This is a genomic window from Nocardioides sp. NBC_00368 (assembly GCF_036090055.1).
GTDB lineage: Bacteria > Actinomycetota > Actinomycetes > Propionibacteriales > Nocardioidaceae > Nocardioides.
Map to the genome: position 1 here is coordinate 1,504,990 of NZ_CP107970.1, position 17,403 is coordinate 1,522,392.

A 17,403-nucleotide genomic window follows, 5' to 3' on the forward strand; every position below is an offset into this window, starting at 1 on the left:
GACTCGGCCGCCAGAACTGAGGTCTCGGCGGGTCAGGCCTTCGCGGAGCGGGCCACCTCGAGGAGCTCGCGAGCGTGCGCGATGGCGGTGTCGGAGGCGGTCAGCCCGGCCAGCATCCGGGAGAGCTCGCGCTCGCGGGACTCGTCGTCGAGGACGGTGAGGCCGGAGCTGGTGACCACCCCGTCGCTGGTCTTCTCGACGGCCACGTGGTGATCGGCGAAGGCGGCGACCTGCGGCAGGTGGGTGACCACCAGGACCTGCGCGGTGCGGGCCAGGTGGGCGAGGCGACGGCCGATCTCGACCGCCGCGGTGCCACCGACACCGGCGTCGACCTCGTCGAAGACGAAGGTCGGGACCGGGCTGGTGGCGGCCAGCACCACCTCGATCGCCAGCATCACCCGGGAGAGCTCACCGCCGGAGGCGCCCTTGTGGAGCGGGCGGGGCTCGGAGCCGGTGTTGGCCGCCAGCAGCAGCTCGACCTCGTCGAGGCCGTTGGAGCCGTAGCGCAGCCACCGCTGTGCCTTCCCGGATCCGACCTTCAGCGGCGCGTGCGGCTCGTCCTCGGAGGCGGGGGCGTCGCTCTCCTTCTGCCGTACGTCGACCACCAGTCGCGCGTGTGGCATGGCCAGTCCGGTGAGCTCGTCGCTGACCGCCTTGGCGAGGGCGCCGGCGGCGTCGGCGCGGGCGGCCGACAGCGCGAGGCCGGCCTCGGCGAGGGCGGCTCGCAGCCGCGTACGCTCGCCGCGGAGCTCCTCGATGCGGTCGTCGTCGGAGTCGAGCTCGAGCAGGCGCTTGGCGCCGGTCTCGGCCCAGGCGAGCACCTCGTCGATGGTCTCGCCGTACTTCCGGGTCAGCGCGGTCAGGGCGGCGCGACGCTCGGAGACCACCGACAGCCGGGCCGGGTCGGTCTCGATCGCGGTCGCGTAGGAGGCGACGTCGGCGGCCAGGTCGGAGAGCAGGTAGGAGACCTCGGCGAGGCGGTCGGCCAGCGACGCGGCCTCGGGGTCGTGGTCGCGCACGCCGTCGAGCGCCTGGCGCGCGGCCGAGATCGCGCCCAGCGCATCGGGGGCGTCGACCTCGGAGGAGAGCGCCTCCCGGGCCTGCTCCGCGGCGGTGCGCAGCGTGTCGGCGTAGCCGAGCCGCTCCTCCTCCTGGGCGAGGGTCACGTCCTCGCCGGGCTCGGGCGTGACCGCTTCGACCTCACCGAGGCCGAAGCGGAGCAGGTCGGCCTCCTGCGCCCGCTCGCGGGCGTGGGTGGTGACCTCGTCGAGCTCGCGCTCGACCTTGTGGAGCTGGCTGTGGAGGTCGGCGTAGGCGGCGAGGAGCTTGGCGACGGGCTCGCCGCCGAAGCGGTCGAGCGAGTCGCGCTGGGCGCGTGGCTGCAGCAGCCGGTGCTGGTCGGACTGGCCGTGGACGGCGACGAGCGGGGAGGTCACCGAGCCCAGGGTGGCGACCGGGACGGTCGCTCCCCCGACGTAGGCCCGCGCGCGCCCTTCGGCGGCCACGGTGCGGGCGACGAGGACGCGGCCCTCCTCCACCTCTCCTCCGGCCTCCTCGGTCGCGTCGACGACGGCCGGAAGCGACCGGGCGTCGATGACGCCTTCGACCCGGGCCGCCTTCTTGCCCTTGCGGACGGAGCCGGCGTCGCCGCGACCACCGAGCAGCAGCCCCAGCGCGGTCACGATCATCGTCTTGCCCGCGCCGGTCTCACCGGTCACCACGGTCAGTCCTGGTCCGAGCTCCAGGGTCGAGGACTCGATGATCCCGAGTCCGGAGATCCTGATCTCCTCAAGCATGCTCGCCTCCGTTCATCCTGAACGGACGCCGTTCCGCGGCGCCTCGCCATCCCTCCACAGACAGTCCGAACTTCCGCACCAGACGATCCGTGAACGGGGCCTGGTGCAGGCGGACGAGTCTGACAGGCTCCACCCCCCGGGTGACCTCGATCCGGGCGCCCGGGCCCAGGTCATAGGAGCGCCGGCCGTCGCACCACAGCACCCCGGCACCGTCGGCCCGGGTGATCACCTCGACGGCCAGGACCGAGGTCGGCGCGACCACCATCGGCCGGGCGAACAGCGCGTGGGCGCTGATCGGAGTCAGCAGCAGAGCCTCGACCCCGGGCCACACGACCGGGCCCCCGGCGGAGAAGTTGTAGGCCGTCGAGCCGGTCGGGGTCGCGCAGACGACGCCGTCACAGCCCCACCTCGACAGCGGCCGGCCGTCGATCTCGACGACGACCTCGAGCATCCGCTCGCGGGAGGCCTTCTCGACGCTGGCCTCGTTGACCGCGAACGTACGGAAAACCTTCTGACCGTCCTCGAAGACGCTGACCTCGAGCGCAAGCCGGTCCTCGGAGGTGTAGCGGCGCTGCACGATCGCCTCGATCGTCGACTCGACGTCGTCGTACTCCGCCTCCGCGAGGAACCCGACGTGTCCCAGGTTGACCCCGAGCACCGGGGTGCGGTGGGGCTGGACGATCTCGGCGGCGCGCAGGATCGTGCCGTCACCACCGATGACCAGCGCCAGCTCGCAGTCTCTGCTGGCGTCGTCCTCGTCGGCGGCCAGCTCCAGCTTCGGCTCGTAGGCGGCCGGGTCGATGCCGAGGTCGGTGGCCTCGGTGGCCAGCATCCTCACCACGATGCCGTGGACCGCGAGCGACTTGGCACAGGCGAGACCGACCTCGCGGGCCTCCTCGCGCCCGGTGTGGATGAGCATGAGGACGCGCCGAACCTCGGCTGAGTCCTCAGATGCTGGGCCCACAGCAGGGGTATCGGCGTCAGTCACGGATCAACCTTCTCAGACGGCACCGACACTTCCCGGACGGCCTGGTTCTCCAGGCCGCGCTGCTCGCGCACGGCTTCCTCGATCTCGGCCTCGCTGACCGTGGCCTCACCGCGGCGCAGCCACAGGAAGAACTCCACGTTGCCCGACGGGCCCGGCAGCGGGCTGGTCGTGACCGCGCGCGCACCCCAGCCGCGCTTGGCAGCTGCTGCCGCCACGGCGTTGACGGCTTCGGCCCGCAGCGCCGGGTCACGGACCACGCCGCCCTTCCCGACCCTGTCCTTGCCGACCTCGAACTGCGGCTTGACCATCAGCGCCAGGTCACCGTCGGGGCCGGTGACCCGGATCAGCGCGTCGAGGACGAGCTCGAGGGAGATGAAGGAGAGGTCGCCGACGACGACGTCGACCGGTTCGCCGACGATGTCGAGGGAGAGGTCGCGGATGTTGGTGCGGTCGTGGACGACGACCCGCTCGTCCTGCTGGAGCCGCCAGGCGAGCTGGCCGTAGCCGACGTCGACGGCGACGACCTGGCTGGCGTCGTTGCGCAGCAGTACGTCGGTGAACCCGCCCGTCGAGGCGCCGGCGTCGAGACAGCGACGGCCCTCGACCGAGAGCCCCAGCGGTTTGAACGCGGCGAGTGCTCCCGCGAGCTTGTGGCCGCCGCGGGAGACGAAGTCGGGGCGGTCGGGGTCCTCGGTCACGACGATGGCAACGTCGGTGGTGACGCCCGTGGCCGGTTTGGTGGCGCGGTTCCCGGAGACCGTGACGCGGCCGGCGGCGATCAGCTCGCTGGCGTGCTCGCGGGATCGGGCCAGCTTGCGCCGGACCAGCTCGGCGTCGAGACGCAGGCGGCGAGGGGGCATGCGCTGGCCTCTCAGGGCTGGTCGGTCGGCTGCGGGTCGCCGGACGCGGCGGCGATCCGGGCCATCGCGTCGTGGGCTCCGGTGTCGGGGTCCAGGGCGCGGCGCAGCTCGGTGTGGGCGGCCTCGAAGACGCTGACGTGCTCGGTCAGCGGCAGCTCGTCGAGCCGGTCGAGCGACTCGAGGACCGCGTCGACGCGCGCGACACCGGTGTGCGGCGCCGTGCCGGCGCCACCCAGCCCGGCCGAGGCCGGAGTCTCGTCGAAGTGCTGCTCGCTCATGAGGCCGAGACTACCGTCCCGCCGTCGGCATCCGGGCGAGGCGGCACGGCCTGTGCGCCGATCGTGACCACCGCCCCGTTGGCGTCCAGGTGCGCCCAGGCGCTGGTCGCGGCAACCCGCCACCAGTCGTCGGTGCTCCCCTGGCCGGTGACGCTCAGCTCGCCGTCGCGTACCTCCGCCGTCCAGCCGCCCAGCCGCGCCACCGTGCCGTCGCTGTCCGGAGCCGAGTGGGTCTCCAGCAGCCCGCGCAGGTCGGAGGAGATGTAGGCCGGCCGTCGGTGCGGCTCCGCGGCGACCAGCTCCTCGAGGCCGGTCACGCCGGTGAGCACCAGCAGCGTGTCGATGCCGGCGTTGTGGCCGCCCTCGATGTCGGTGTCGAGGCGGTCGCCGACCATCAGTGGGCGCTCGGCCTCGGTGCGCCGGATGGTCTCCTCGAGCAGCGGCCGCGACGGCTTGCCCGCCACGACGGGTTCGACACCCGAGAAGCGGCGCAGGGTGTCGACCAGGACGCCGTGGCCCGGAGCGATGCCATAGGCGGCCGGGAAGGTCATGTCGGTGTTGCTGGCGACCCAGAAGAGTCCGTCCTTGATCCGGACCGCCGCGCGCAGGATGTCCTTCCACAGCAGCTCGGGGTTGTAGCCGGTCACGATCGCCTCGGCGTCCTCGTCGACGGCCACCGGCACCAGGCCGACCGCCTCGAGAGGCTCGCGCAGCCCGGCCGCGCCCAGGTTGACCACCTTCGCCCCCGGGGCGAGCCGCTCGGCGAGGACATGCGCGGCGGCCTGCGCCGAGGTGACCACGTCCTCGGCGGTCGCCTCGATCTCCAGGTTGCGGATGTTCGCGGCGACCTTGGCCGGAGTCCTGGCGGCGTTGTTCGTGATGAACGCCAGATGCAGCCCGGCCTCCCGCGCCGCGGCGAGCGCCTCGGGGGCGCGCGGGACGGCGGCGCCACCGATGTAGACCACTCCGTCGAGGTCGAGCATCGCCACGTCGTAGACGGAGGCGAGCGTCCGTTCTGAGCCCTTCAACTGATGGCCGGTCAGCACACGGAGTTCCTTACTCTGAGTCGGGGGTTCGGCGAATGGCACCAGTGTGACCCTACGATGTGCGGATGGACGATACGGGTGTGGTCAGGGCGCCGTACCTGGGGCGTCCGCTGCGCCTGGAGCCTTTTCGAGCGCTCTCGCTGGCGCCGTCCCGGATCGGTGACCCGACCTCGGCGCGGCTCTACTCACGCCCCTATCGCGGCGTCGCCTCACGGATCAGCTCGTGGCTGGCACGTGGCGACCTGCGCGAGCATCGCGACCTCGCGCTCTACCTGCACGAGTACACCGCGGCCGGGATCACCGTGCGTGGCGTCGTCGGGATCCTCGACGTGTCGCACCGCACCGACGAGCCCGGTGAGGCCGCTGTGCTCCCCCACGAGGGCGTACGCACCGCGCAGGCTGAGCAACTGGCATCCCGGATGCGGCAGATGCGAGTGCACCCGGCCCCGATCCTGCTCACCTACCACGCGCCCGAGGGCGTCGCTGCGCTGCTGGACCGGGTGCAGGCCAGCCCTCCCGAGGAGCAGTACGACGACCACGGCGGTCAGCACCATCGGGTCTGGGCGATCACCGACGAGGCGCTGATCGGGCAGCTGCGCGCGGCCTGGGCGAGCCAGCAGGCGCTGATCGCCGACGGGCACCACCGCTACGCGGCCTACGCTGAGCTCCAGGGGGTCGCAGAGCCGGGCGACTCTGCCGCGACGGACTTCGGTCTGGCGATGCTCATCGACCAGGACGACACGCCGTTGCAGCTCGGAGCGATCCACCGGGTGCTCGCCGGCGTGAACCTGCGCGACCTACGGGCCGCGGCCGAGGCCGTCGGCGCAGCGTGGACCGCGGGTGGCCGCGACGCAACGCTGGGCAGGCTGGGGCCTGGGGTGATCGTGGTCAGCGACGGCCGGGGCTGGGCCACGATCGACGTGGACACCTCCCGGAGTCCGATCACCGGCGATGTCGGCTATCTGCACGACCGAGTCCTCCCGGAGCTGCGCCGACAGCCGTCGCGGGTGCTGCACGCGCACCAGGTGGATGCCGTGCTGAAGCGGGCCCGCCCGGGCCGCGACGTCGCGGTGCTGCTGGCGGCGCCCACCTTCGACACCATCCTCTCCTCCGCGTCGATCGGTCAGCTGCTCCCGGAGAAGGCGACCTCCTTCCAGCCCAAGCCGCACCCCGGCGTGCTGATCCGGCTTCTCGATGCGGCACGGCTGGAGAAGTCGCGGCACTAGCTCGCCTGTCTGGTCGCCGCGGCGGCACGACTCACCCGCCTGGCGGTCAGCACCTCGACCTCGGTCATCGACTGCAGGCGTCCACCGGTCTTGAAGAACCGGCGGCGCAGGGAGCCGTTGACCTCGATCACGTCGCCGACCTGCCAGGTCACCGCCGCTCGCCGGACCCGGGCGACCCAGGTGTGACACTCGAGCGCGTCGATCTGCACCCGGCTCCCCCGGCGTTTGTCGCGTGGCCTGTTGACCACCACCCTGAAGGCGGTGAGCTGGTCGCCGCTCGGCAGCTCCCTCTCCTCGGCGGCCAGCGACAGTCGGCCGATCAGCCGCACCTCGTTGACCGTCGCCAGCCCGCCGGCCGGCCCCATCCGCTCACCATCGTCCGGTGATGGCTCCTTCTCTACCCTTGCGACCGTCATCTCGATCACCTCCGAGCACCAGCCTGGTCGGGAGCACCGACAGTTCCGCCCGGGTCTGCGTGGCCTGTGGAGAACCTCGGCCCGAACCGGGCCTGTGGACGGTCATCGGCCCGTCGGTCGGCCTCTCAGAGTGCCTTCGCCGGCCGGTAGCGCGAGACCGTCGGGTCACCGGCGACCCAGAAGCGCCACGGACGCTCCGGCGCGAGACGCAGTCCGACCCGCGGTCCGGCGGCCACCTCGATCCCCGCCCACGCCTCGCCCGGTGCCAGGTCCAGCTCGAAGTCGGACGTCCCGTTCATGGTGAGGTCGATCCCGAGCGCCGAGGCGAGCCGGGCCGGGCCCCGGGCGAGATCGACGTCGCGTACCGCTCCGCGTCGTTCCCGGGCCACCTCGATCCCGTCGATCACCTCTCCCGCGCGAAGCAGGATCCCGCCGGGCTCGCCGTCCGGGTGGCAGACCAGGTTGGCGCAGTAGTGCATCCCGTAGGTGAAGTAGACGTAGAGCCGTCCCGGCGGGCCGAACATCACCCGGTTGCGGTTCGTCTCGCCGCGAAAGGCGTGCGACCCGGGGTCGTCGGCCGCGTACGCCTCCACCTCGGTGAGACGCACCTTCACCCCGTCGAACGACAGCGTCGCCCCGAGGAGCCGCGGAGCGGTCACCTCGGGGCGCTGGTGCAGCAGGTCGGTGAGGTGCACTAGGACGGACGGAACCCGGCTGCCTTGGACCGGAGCTCGGCGAGCTGCTCGGCGACCCGGTCAGGGGCCGTGCCACCCCGGCCGTCGCGGGATGCGACCGATCCCTCGATGGTCAGCACCAGGCGTACGTCGGGGGTGAGCGCCGGCGAGATCGTGGCGAACTCCTCGTCGGTGAGCGCGTCCAGCTCCACGCCCCGCTTCTCCGCCGCCTGGACGCAGGCGCCGGCGAGCTCGTGGGCGATCCGGAACGGGGTGCCCTGCCGCACCAGCCACTCGGCGATGTCGGTGGCCAGCGAGAAACCCTGGGGAGCGAGCTCGGCCATCCGGTCGGTGTTGTAGACCAGCGTCGCGACCTGGCCGGTGAAGGCCGGGAGCAGCACCTCCAGGGTGTCGAGGGAGTCGAAGACCGGCTCCTTGTCCTCCTGCAGGTCACGGTTGTACGCCAGCGGCAGCGCCTTCAGCGTCGTCAGCAGCCCGGTCAGGTTGCCGACGAGGCGTCCGGCCTTGCCCCGGGCGAGCTCGGAGATGTCGGGGTTCTTCTTCTGCGGCATGATGCTCGAACCCGTCGACCAGGAGTCGTGCAGCGTGACGAAGTCGAACTCCTTGGTCGCCCACAGGATGATCTCCTCGGCGATCCGGCTGATGTCGACGCCGATCTGGGCGCACACGTAGGCGAACTCGGCGACAAAGTCGCGTGAGGCGGTGCCGTCGATCGAGTTGGCGCTCGACCCGGTGAAGCCGAGCTCGCTGGCCACCAGCTCGGGGTCGAGCCCGAGCGACTGTCCGGCGAGCGCCCCGGACCCGTAGGGCGAGTCGCACACGACCCGCGCCTGCCAGTCGTTGAGCCGGTCGACGTCGCGCAGCAGCGACCAGGCGTGGGCCATCAGGTGATGGGAGAGCAGCACCGGCTGGGCATGCTGGAGATGCGTACGTCCCGGCATGATCGCACCCATGTTCTCATCGGCCTGCGCGGCGAGCGCGTCGATGAGATCGAGGACGAGCCCACGCAGCACCCGCTCGTGGTCGAGCAGATAGCTGCGGAAGAGGGTCGCGATCTGGTCGTTGCGCGAGCGCCCGGCGCGCAGCTTGCCACCGACGTCGGGACCGATCTCCTCGATGAGCAGCCGCTCCAGCGCACCGTGCACGTCCTCGTCGGACGAGGCCGGGAGCAGCCGTCCGGCGGTGAACCGGTCGGCGAGCACGTCCAGACCCCGGTGGATCTCGTTCTCCTCGTCCCCGGTGAGCAGCCCCGCCGCCCCGAGCGCCTTGGCATGGGCGTGCGAGCCGGCGATGTCGTAGAGCGCCAGCCGCCAGTCGAACTGGGTCGAGCGCGACAGCGCCTCCAGCTCCGGCGACGGACCCCCGGCGAACCGGCCTCCCCAGAGCTTGCCCTCGTTGGTGGTGTTGGCAGGTGTGTTCGACATCAGTCGTTGCCCGCCTCCAGCGCGGCCTCGTCGAGGATGGTGTCGTCGAGGACGGTCCCCTCGACCGGAAGTGCGGCCGGGATGGGCTTGCCGTCGGTGGCGGCGATGCGGTCGAAGCCGCCGGCGGGCAGCTCGCCGAAGAGGGTGCCGTTCTCCACCAGGACCGTGCCTTGGTCCAGAGGATGCCCGGCGTAGATCTCCAGCTTGGAGCGCGAGTCGGCGATGTCGAGGTTGCGCATGGTCAGCTGGCCGATGCGGTCGACGGGGCCGAAGGCGGCGTTCTCGACGCGCTCCATGGAGAGCTTCTCGGGGTGGTAGGAGAAGTGCGAGCCCTCGGTGTTGAGGATCGTGTAGTCCTCGCCCCGGCGCAGTCGCAGGGTGACCGTGCCGGAGACCAGGGAGGCGATCCAGCGCTGGATCGACTCGCGCAGCATCAGGGCCTGCGGGTCGAGCCAGCGGCCCTCGTAGAGCAGCCGGCCGAGCTTGCGACCCTCGTTGTAGTAGTTGGACATGGTGTCCTCGTTGTGCACCGCGTTGAGCAGCCGCTCGTAGGCCGCCCACAGCAGCGCCATGCCCGGTGCCTCGTAGATGCCGCGGGACTTGGCCTCGATGATTCGGTTCTCGATCTGGTCCGACATGCCCAGGCCGTGGCGACCGCCGATCGCGTTGGCCTCGTAGACCAGCGCGACAGGGTCGGAGTAGGTCTTGCCGTTGATCGCGACCGGGCGGCCCTCGACGAAGCTGATCGAGACGTCCTCGGTCTCGATGGCGACCGAGGGATCCCAGAACTTCACGCCCATGATCGGCTCGACGGTCTCCAGGGAGACGTCCAGGTGCTCGAGCGTCTTGGCCTCGTGGGTGGCGCCCCAGATGTTGGCGTCGGTGGAGTAGGCCTTCTCGGTGGAGTCGCGGTAGGGCAGGTCGTGGGCGGCCAGCCACTCCGACATCTCGTGGCGGCCACCGAGCTCGTGGACGAAGTCGGCGTCGAGCCATGGCTTGTAGATGCGCAGCTCGGGGTTGGCCATCAGGCCATAGCGGTAGAACCGCTCGATGTCGTTGCCCTTGAAGGTCGACCCGTCGCCCCAGATGTTGACGTTGTCGGCGTGCATGGCCCGCACCAGCATGGTGCCGGTCACCGCGCGCCCCAGAGGCGTGGTGTTGAAGTAGGCACGGCCACCCGAGCGGATGTGGAAGGCACCGCAGGCGAGCGCGGCCAGGCCCTCCTCGACGAGCTGCGGCTTGATGTCGATGGCGCGGGCGATCTCGGCGCCGTAGGCCATCGCGCGGTCCGGGACGCCGGAGATGTCGGGCTCGTCGTACTGCCCGATGTCGGCGGTGTAGGTGCACGGGACCGCGCCCTTGTCGCGCATCCAGGCGACCGCCACGGAGGTGTCGAGACCTCCGGAGAAGGCGATGCCGACGCGCTCACCCTTGGGAAGGGAGGTCAGGACCTTGCTCACGAGATGTTGCTCCTTGCTCTGAAACTTACGGAATGTCTGTGGTCTTGCCGGCGAGGCTGAGGAACCGCTCGACGAGCGCCGCTCCGCCCTTGGGCTCGCGGCCGATGACGAGCACGGTGTCGTCGCCGGCGATGGTGCCGAGGATGTCGGGATACTCGGCCCGGTCGATCGCGGAGGCGAAGTACTGGGCTCCGCCCGCAGGAGTACGCAGCACCACCAGGTTCGCACTCCCGTCGGCGCTCACCAACAGCTCTCGGGCGAGTCGGCCGAGCTTGCTGCGTCCGCTGGCCGACTCCCCCGGGGCCACCGCGGTGCGGTCACCGCCCTCCCCGGGGACGGCGTAGACCAGCGCACCGGATGGCGCCCGCACCTTCACCGCGTCGAGCTCGTCCAGGTCACGCGAGAGCGTCGCCTGGGTGACGTTGACCCCGTGGGCCAGCAGCGCCTCGGAGAGCTCGGTCTGCGACCGGATCTCCCGGCTCCAGATGATGTCGACGATCAAGGACTGCCGGGCGCCCTTGGTCGCCGGCCGGTGGGTCTCGTTGGTGGTCATCGTCGCTCCCACAAGAAGGCCAGGATCGCCTTCTGCGCGTGGCGGCGGTTCTCGGCCTCGTCCCACACCAGGCTCCGCGGGCCGTCGAGCACCTCGGCCTCGATCTCCTTGCCGCGGTAGGCCGGCAGGCAGTGGAGCACGACCGCGTCGGGGGCGGCGTGGCCGAGCAGCTCGGTGGTGAGTGCGTAGGGCGAGAACACCGCGACCCGGGCGGCCGCCTCGCTCTCCTTGCCCATCGAGACCCAGGTGTCGGTGATGAGTACGTCGGCCCCGGCCGCCGCCGCGACGGGATCCGAGGTCACCGTGACCGAGCCGCCGGTCTCCTCGGCGATCTCCTTGGCCCGGACCAGCACGTCCGCGTCGGGGGCGTAGCCCTCGGGCGCACCGAACCGGACGTGCATCCCGGCGGTGGCGCCGGCCAGCGCCCAGGAGTTGCCCATGTTGCAGGCGGCATCGCCGAGGAAGGCCGCGGTCACGCCGGCGAGGGATCCCTTGTGCTCCTGCAGGGTCTGCAGGTCGGCGAGCAGCTGGCAGGGGTGGAACTCGTCGGTGAGCGCGTTGACGACCGGGACGCCGGAGTGGGCGGCCATCTGCTCGAGGTCGGTCTGCGCGAACGTACGCCACACGATCTCGCCCGCCTGCCGGCCGAGCACCCGGGCGACGTCGGCGACCGACTCCCGCTCGCCGATCCCGGCCAGGCGGCCGTCGACGAGCATCGAGTGGCCGCCGAGCTCGGCGATGCCGGAGGAGAACGACGCCTGGGTTCGCAGCGTCGGCTTGTCGTAGATCGTGGCCACGGTCACCGGACCCGCGAGCGGCTTGGCGGCGTACGGCTCCTGCTTCATCGACGCCGCGAGCGCGAGCACCTCGGCCTGCTCGGCCGGGGTGAGGTCGTCGTCGCGGAGGAAGTGTCTGGTCACTTCGTGCCCTCCGCCTGGTCCAGGATGGCGGGCCACGCGGCCAGCAGCGCCTCGGCGTCGTCCTCGGTGAGGACGAGCGGCGGGACGATCCGGATCCGCTCGGGCGTGGCGTTGTTGAGGATGAAGCCGGCCTCGAGCGCGGCCGCCGCGACGGCGGCCGAGTCGATGCCGGCGAGAACCACGCCGATGAACAGGCCCTCACCGTCGGCCCTGGTGACCCGCGGGTCCGCGGCGAGACCGTCGCGCAGCTTCTGGCCGAGCACGGTCACGTGCTCGAGGAGGCCCTCGGACTCGATCGTCTCGATCACGGCGAGACCGGCGGCACAGGCGACCGGGTTGCCACCGAAGGTGGTGCCGTGGTTGCCGGGCTCGAAGAGCGTGGCGGCCCGGCCCAGGCCGATGCAGGCGCCGATCGGGAAGCCGCCGCCGAGGCCCTTGGCCAGCGTCACGATGTCGGCGGTGACGCCCGAGGTCTCGTGGGCGAACCAGCGGCCGGTGCGACCGAGACCCGACTGCACCTCGTCGAGCCACAGCAGCGCGCCGTGCTCGTCAGCCACGGCCCGGGCTGCCGCCAGGTAGTCGGCGGGCGGCACGATGACGCCGGCCTCGCCCTGGATCGGCTCGAGGATGATCGCCGCGGTCTCGTCGGTCACCGCCGCGGCCAACGCGGAGGCGTCGCCGTAGGGGACGAAGGTGACCTCGCCCGGGAGCGGCTCGAACGGCGCCCGGTAGGCCTCCTTGGCGGTCAGCGCCAGCGCACCCATCGAGCGGCCGTGAAAAGCGCCCTGGGCGGCCACGATGTGCGTGCGGCCGGTGCGCCGGGTCAGCTTGAAGCCGGCCTCGTTGGCCTCGGTGCCCGAGTTGGTGAAGAACACCCGACCGGTCTCTCCGCCGGGAACTCGCGCGAGCAGGGCCTCGGCCAGCTCGACCTGCGGGTGGGAGGTGAAGAAGTTGGACACGTGGCCGAGCGACTGCATCTGGGCGGTCACCGCGGAGACCAGCGCCGGGTGGGCATGGCCCAGGGCGTTGACCGCGATGCCGGCCAGCAGGTCGACGTACTCCTTGCCGTTCTCGTCCCACACGTGGGCGCCCTCGCCTCGGGTGAGGACCAGCTTGGGGGCGCCGAAGGTGTTCATCAGGGAGGCGGCGTAGCGCTTCTCCCAAGAATCGGGCACAGTCGTGCTCATCGGTCCAGCTCCCTTGCCTTGCGGGTCTTGGTGGTGACGCCGGGGAGCACCTGGGTGCCGACTCCCTCGGCAGTGAACAGCTCCAGCAGCACCGCGTGCTGCTCGCGGCCGTCGACGACGGTGGCGCGCTTGACGCCGCCCTTGACCGCCTCGAGGCAGGCGCTCATCTTCGGGATCATCCCGCTGGCGAGATCGGGAAGGATGCCTTCGAGGGCCTCGGGGCTGATCTCGCCGATGACCTCCTCGGGGTCGGGCCAGTCGAGGTAGAGGCCCTCGACGTCGGTCAGGACGAGCAGCTTCTCGGCCTGCAGCGCGATCGCCAGGGCCGAGGCGGCGCGGTCGGCGTTGACGTTGTAGATCACGCCGTCGGCGTCCGGGGCGACGCTGGAGACGACCGGGATCCGGCCGGCCTCGATGATGTCGAGGACAGCTGCGGGCAGTACGTCGACGACCTCGCCGACCTGGCCGAGGTCGATCTCCTCGCCGTCGACGACGGTGCTGGCCGGTTCGGCGGTGAAGAGCCCGGCGTCCTCGCCGGAGAGGCCGACGGCCAGGGGGCCGTGCTCGTTGATCAGCCCGACGAGCTCACGCTGCACCTGGCCGACCAGGACCATCCGGACGACGTCCATGGCCTCGGGGGTGGTCACCCGCAGCCCGCCGCGGAACTCCGACTCGATGCCGAGCCGGTCGAGCATGCTCGAGATCTGCGGGCCGCCGCCGTGCACGACGACCGGCTTGAAGCCGGCGAAGCGCATGAAGGCGACGTCCTCGGCGAAGGCGCGCTTGAGCTTGTCGTCGGTCATGGCGTTGCCGCCGTACTTCACCACGACGATCTTGCCGTGGTACTCCTTCAGCCACGGCAGCGCGCCGGCCAGGGTGCGGGCCTTGGCGGGGTCAGGGCGGCCGGGCTCGTGCGAGACGGTCTCCAGGTCGATCACGGGGCCACCCCTACGGTCGACAGGCCAGCGGTCTCGTCGAGACCGAGCGCGAGGTTCATGCACTGGATCGCTCCCCCGGCGGTGCCCTTGGCGAGGTTGTCCTCCGCGCCGACGACGACCAGTCGCCCGGCGGCCTCGTCGACGGTCACCTGCAGGAGGACGGCGTTCGAGCCGAGCACGGCCTGGGTCTGGGGCCACTGGCCCTCGGGGAGCAGGTGGACGAAGGGCTCCTCGCCGTAGGCCTTCTCGTAGACGGCGCGGGCATCGGCCGCGGTCACGCCGTCGGCGAGCTTGGCCGAGCAGGTCGCGAGGATGCCGCGGGGCATCGGCACCAGCACCGGGGTGAAGGAGACCGACACCTCGCCGTCGACCAGCGCGGAGAGGTTCTGGACGATCTCGGGGGTGTGGCGGTGGACGCCACCGACGCCGTAGGCGCTCACGTTGCCCATCACCTCGGCGCCGATCAGGTGCGGCTTGGACGACTTCCCCGCGCCGCTGGCGCCGGTGGCGGCGACCACGACGACCTCGGGCTCGACGATGCCGGCCTCGACGGCCGGGGCGAGGGCGAGGGTGGAGACGGTCGGGAAGCAGCCGGGCACGGCGATCCGGTGGGCGCCGGTCAGGCTCTCCCGCTGTCCGCGCAGCTCGGGCAGCCCGTAGGGCCAGGTGCCGGCGTGGTCGGTGCCGTAGAACTTGGTCCACGTCTCGGCATCGGCGAGCCGGTAGTCGGCGCCGCAGTCGATCACGACCACGTCGTCGGGAAGGCCGGCGGCGATCGGTCCGGACTCCCCGTGCGGCAGCGCCAGGAAGACGACATCGTGACCGGCCAGGGTCTCGGCGTTGGTGGGCTCCAGCACGCGGTCGGCCAGCGGGAGCAGGTGGGGCTGGAGGCTCCCCAGGGTCTTGCCCGCGCTGGAGGCGGCGGTCAGCGCGCCGATCTCCACCTCGGGGTGGGACAACAGCAGCCTGAGCAGCTCACCTCCGGCATATCCACTGGCACCGGCTACGGCGACGCGCTTCTTCGTCATGTGCATGAACATACGTCACTCTGCATGCATCTCGCAAAGCGTGTTCGGCCCCTGAGACGGCTGAAGGAGAAACCCAGAGGAAATGTGTCGGCGCCGCCACTTAAGGTTCCCTCCATGACTCGTCTCACCCCCACCGCCTACCTCGACCACATCCGGTCGGAGTCGGCGCGTTTCCGTGCCGTGCTGGCAGACACCGACCCCGCGGCCCCGGTCCCGACCGCCCCGGAGTGGACCGCCGCCGACCTGCTGTGGCACGTCGCCGCCGAGGTGCAGCACTTCTGGACGTACGTCCTGGAGAGCCGTCCCGCGGCGCCGACCGAAGAGACCTATACCGAGCTCGAGCGCCCCGAGGACGCGAGCTACCAGGACCTGCTCGCCCGTTTCGACGAGCTCAACGCCCGATTCATCAAGACCCTCGAGCAGACCGGCCCCGAGGAGCCCACCTGGTCCTGGTCTCAGGACAACACCGCCGCCTCCACCTACCGCAGGCAGGCCCACGAGATCCTCATCCACCGCCTCGACGCCGAGCTCACCGCGGGCGCGGTGACACCGCTCGACCCCGCGCTCGCCGCGGACGGGATCGACGAGCTCCTCGACGTGTTCTACGGCGGCAAGCCCGACTGGGCGACCTTCACCGGCAGCGACCACTACGTGCGCGTCGACGCCGTCGACACCGACACCCAGACCTGGGTCCAGCTCGGCGTCGTCTCCGGCACGCGCCCCGACGGCGACCGGCTCGAGGACGAGCCCGACCTCAGCGTCGTCCCCGCCGGGGAGATCCCGTCCGGGACCGAGCCGGACGTCGTCATCGAGGGCCCTGCGGCAGACCTCGACGCCTGGCTCTGGCGCCGGCGTGACGACGATGGCATCAGGGTCGCCGGGGACAAGGACGTCTACGAGCGCTTCCGCGCGTTGACGAACCAGGCGATCACGGACGACTAATCTTCGCCGCATGATCAAGCACCTGGCGGTCTTTCTCGGCTCCCGCGACGGCAGCGACCCGGCGCTCGGGAAGAAGGCCTACGAGGTCGGCGCGGGGCTCGCCGAGCGTGGCATCGAGCTGGTCTACGGCGCGGGCGGCGGCGGCCTGATGGGCCAGATCTCCCAGGGCACCATCGACGGTGGCGGCAGGGTCTTCGGCGTGATCCCACGATTCATGATCGAGCGCGAGTGGGGTCGCGTCGAAGGCGCGCCGGGAATGCAGACGATCGTGGTCGACACGATGCACGAGCGCAAGGCGCGCATGGCCGAGCGCGCCGAGGCGTTCCTGGTCCTCCCGGGCGGGATCGGCACGCTCGAGGAGCTCTTCGAGGTCTGGACCTGGCAGACCCTGTCGCTGCACGGCAAGCCCGTCGGCCTGCTCAACATCAACGGCTTCTGGGACCCGCTCGTGGAGATGATGGAGCGGATCGCCGAGGCCGGCTTCCTGCACGGCTCCCCCGGCGAGTCGCTGGTGGTCGGCGAGGACCTCGACGACGTCCTCGCCCGCCTCGACGCCGGCCGCTGAAACCGGCCTGCAGGTCGTGAAACCGCGGTGAAGGCGACCTGAAACCGGCACCCCTCACCGTGGGAGCATGACAACCACCGAACTGGCCGTATCGGCCACAGGTCTGGTCAAGACCTTCGGAGACTTCACCGCGGTCGACGGGATCGACCTCGAGATCCGCCGTGGTGAGGTCTTCGGCGTGCTGGGACCCAACGGCGCCGGCAAGACCACGACCCTCAAGATGCTCGCGACCCTGCTCCCGATCGACGCCGGCAAGGCGGAGATCTTCGGGGTCGACGTCAAGGCGCACCCCCACCAGGTGCGTCAGCTCGTCGGCGTGACGGGGCAGTACGCCTCGGTCGACGAGAACCTCACCGCCGCCGAGAACCTGGTCCTCTTCGGCCGCCTGCTCGGCATGTCCGGCAAGGATGCCCGAGCCGCCTCGGAGGAGCTGCTGGAGTCCTTCGGCCTCCAGGAGGCCGCCAAGCGGCAGATCTCGAAGTTCTCCGGCGGCATGCGCCGACGCCTCGACCTGGCCGCCTCGCTCCTGTCCCGTCCCCCGCTCATCTTCCTCGACGAGCCCACCACCGGACTGGACCCGCGCACCCGCGGCCAGATGTGGGACACCATCCGTACGTTGGTCTCCGGCGGCTCCACGGTCCTGCTGACCACGCAGTACCTCGACGAGGCCGACCAGCTCGCCGACCGGATCGCGGTCATCGACCGCGGTGTCAAGGTCGCCGAGGGCACCTCCGAGCAGCTCAAGACCTCGGTCGGGAACTCCACGCTGCACCTGCGGCTGAGCGACAAGACACAGGTCGCCACCGCCGCGGCCGTGGTCGAGAAGGTCACCGGCGACCGCCCCGTGCTCACTCCGGAGGCAGGCGGCGTCAACGTACCGCTGGCCGATGCCGACCGCGCCGCCGACGTGCTCATCGGCCTTCGCCACGCAGGCATCTCGATCACGACCGCCAACGTGCAGCAGCCGACCCTCGACGAGGTCTTCCTCGCCCTGACCGGCCACGGCACCGAGAGCTCCGAGAACCCTGACGACGCCCGCACCGACGCCCGCACCGACATCCGCACCGAGGAGGTGGCCTGA

Annotated in this window: 18 protein-coding genes; 4 read left to right on the forward strand and 14 right to left on the reverse strand. The window is 71.3% G+C overall.

Translation table 11 applies throughout. The features are described 5' to 3' along the window. Nucleotides 1-32 precede the first annotated feature (32 nt). The 5 genes from recN to OG984_RS07210 are packed head-to-tail and all read right to left on the reverse strand — an operon-like array spanning nt 33 to nt 4,968. Nucleotides 33-1,796: a DNA repair protein RecN gene (gene recN, locus OG984_RS07190; RefSeq protein ID WP_328530907.1), complete on the reverse strand. Its 1,764-nt coding sequence runs from the start codon at nt 1,794-1,796 to the stop codon at nt 33-35. Beyond that, nucleotides 1,789-2,760 (reverse strand): NAD kinase, encoded by a 972-nt coding sequence (locus tag OG984_RS07195; RefSeq protein ID WP_442941003.1) that lies wholly within the window; start codon nt 2,758-2,760, stop codon nt 1,789-1,791. Before OG984_RS07195 ends, recN begins: the two co-directional genes overlap by 8 nt. 20 nt (nt 2,761-2,780) lie before the next feature. Further along, the gene (locus OG984_RS07200) at nt 2,781-3,644 is read right to left on the reverse strand and encodes a TlyA family RNA methyltransferase (RefSeq protein ID WP_328530909.1); all 864 of its coding nucleotides are present in this window, start codon (nt 3,642-3,644) and stop codon (nt 2,781-2,783) included. 11 nt (nt 3,645-3,655) lie between these two features. Then, complete coding sequence (locus OG984_RS07205) at nt 3,656-3,922, reverse strand: hypothetical protein (RefSeq protein ID WP_328530910.1); 267 nt, start codon at nt 3,920-3,922, stop codon at nt 3,656-3,658. Beyond that, complete coding sequence (locus OG984_RS07210) at nt 3,919-4,968, reverse strand: HAD-IIA family hydrolase (protein WP_328530911.1); 1,050 nt, start codon at nt 4,966-4,968, stop codon at nt 3,919-3,921. The genes OG984_RS07205 and OG984_RS07210 overlap by 4 nt, the downstream gene beginning before the upstream one ends. A 65-nt stretch (nt 4,969-5,033) precedes the next feature. Here OG984_RS07210 and OG984_RS07215 point away from each other — a divergent pair, with 65 nt between their 5' ends. Next, nucleotides 5,034-6,194, forward strand: coding sequence for a DUF1015 family protein (locus OG984_RS07215; RefSeq protein ID WP_328530912.1), 1,161 nt, complete (start codon nt 5,034-5,036; stop codon nt 6,192-6,194). On the opposite strand, the gene OG984_RS07220 is transcribed toward OG984_RS07215, so the two are convergent. The 9 genes from OG984_RS07220 to argC all read right to left on the reverse strand — a co-directional run bounded on the left by OG984_RS07220 (nt 6,191) and on the right by argC (nt 14,821). Further along, entirely contained in the window at nt 6,191-6,610 is a 420-nt protein-coding gene (locus OG984_RS07220) for a single-stranded DNA-binding protein (protein WP_328530913.1), read from the reverse strand. The two genes, OG984_RS07215 and OG984_RS07220, sit on opposite strands and share 4 nt — an antisense overlap. 125 nt (nt 6,611-6,735) lie before the next feature. Then, a complete protein-coding gene (locus tag OG984_RS07225; protein WP_328530914.1) occupies nt 6,736-7,305 on the reverse strand; it encodes a DNA-3-methyladenine glycosylase in 570 nt (189 codons plus the stop codon). After that, a complete protein-coding gene (argH, locus tag OG984_RS07230; protein ID WP_328530915.1) occupies nt 7,305-8,729 on the reverse strand; it encodes an argininosuccinate lyase in 1,425 nt (474 codons plus the stop codon). The genes OG984_RS07225 and argH overlap by 1 nt, the downstream gene beginning before the upstream one ends. After that, complete coding sequence (gene argG / locus OG984_RS07235; protein ID WP_328530916.1) at nt 8,729-10,189, reverse strand: argininosuccinate synthase; 1,461 nt, start codon at nt 10,187-10,189, stop codon at nt 8,729-8,731. Before argG ends, argH begins: the two co-directional genes overlap by 1 nt. Before the next feature lie 25 nt (nt 10,190-10,214). Next, nucleotides 10,215-10,742, reverse strand: coding sequence for an arginine repressor (locus tag OG984_RS07240; RefSeq protein ID WP_328530917.1), 528 nt, complete (start codon nt 10,740-10,742; stop codon nt 10,215-10,217). Continuing rightward, nucleotides 10,739-11,662, reverse strand: a complete 924-nt coding sequence (gene argF / locus OG984_RS07245; protein ID WP_328530918.1) for an ornithine carbamoyltransferase — start codon at nt 11,660-11,662, stop codon at nt 10,739-10,741. The genes OG984_RS07240 and argF overlap by 4 nt, the downstream gene beginning before the upstream one ends. Next, nucleotides 11,659-12,849 carry an acetylornithine transaminase gene (locus OG984_RS07250; protein WP_328530919.1) on the reverse strand — a complete coding sequence of 397 codons (1,191 nt, stop codon included), beginning with the start codon at nt 12,847-12,849 and terminating at the stop codon, nt 11,659-11,661. The genes argF and OG984_RS07250 overlap by 4 nt, the downstream gene beginning before the upstream one ends. Beyond that, nucleotides 12,846-13,787 carry an acetylglutamate kinase gene (argB, locus tag OG984_RS07255; protein WP_442940966.1) on the reverse strand — a complete coding sequence of 314 codons (942 nt, stop codon included), beginning with the start codon at nt 13,785-13,787 and terminating at the stop codon, nt 12,846-12,848. Before argB ends, OG984_RS07250 begins: the two co-directional genes overlap by 4 nt. Further along, nucleotides 13,784-14,821, reverse strand: coding sequence for an N-acetyl-gamma-glutamyl-phosphate reductase (gene argC / locus OG984_RS07260; RefSeq protein ID WP_442940968.1), 1,038 nt, complete (start codon nt 14,819-14,821; stop codon nt 13,784-13,786). Before argC ends, argB begins: the two co-directional genes overlap by 4 nt. Before the next feature lie 108 nt (nt 14,822-14,929). Between argC and OG984_RS07265 the strand changes: the two genes are divergently transcribed. The 3 genes from OG984_RS07265 (at nt 14,930) to OG984_RS07275 (ending at nt 17,403) form a co-directional block, all read left to right on the forward strand. Continuing rightward, nucleotides 14,930-15,757: a maleylpyruvate isomerase family mycothiol-dependent enzyme gene (locus OG984_RS07265; protein WP_328530921.1), complete on the forward strand. Its 828-nt coding sequence runs from the start codon at nt 14,930-14,932 to the stop codon at nt 15,755-15,757. Nucleotides 15,758-15,767: 10 nt separating this feature from the next. Then, nucleotides 15,768-16,322 (forward strand): TIGR00730 family Rossman fold protein, encoded by a 555-nt coding sequence (locus tag OG984_RS07270; protein WP_328530922.1) that lies wholly within the window; start codon nt 15,768-15,770, stop codon nt 16,320-16,322. A 67-nt stretch (nt 16,323-16,389) separates the two neighbouring features. Further along, a complete protein-coding gene (locus tag OG984_RS07275) occupies nt 16,390-17,403 on the forward strand; it encodes an ATP-binding cassette domain-containing protein (RefSeq protein ID WP_328530923.1) in 1,014 nt (337 codons plus the stop codon).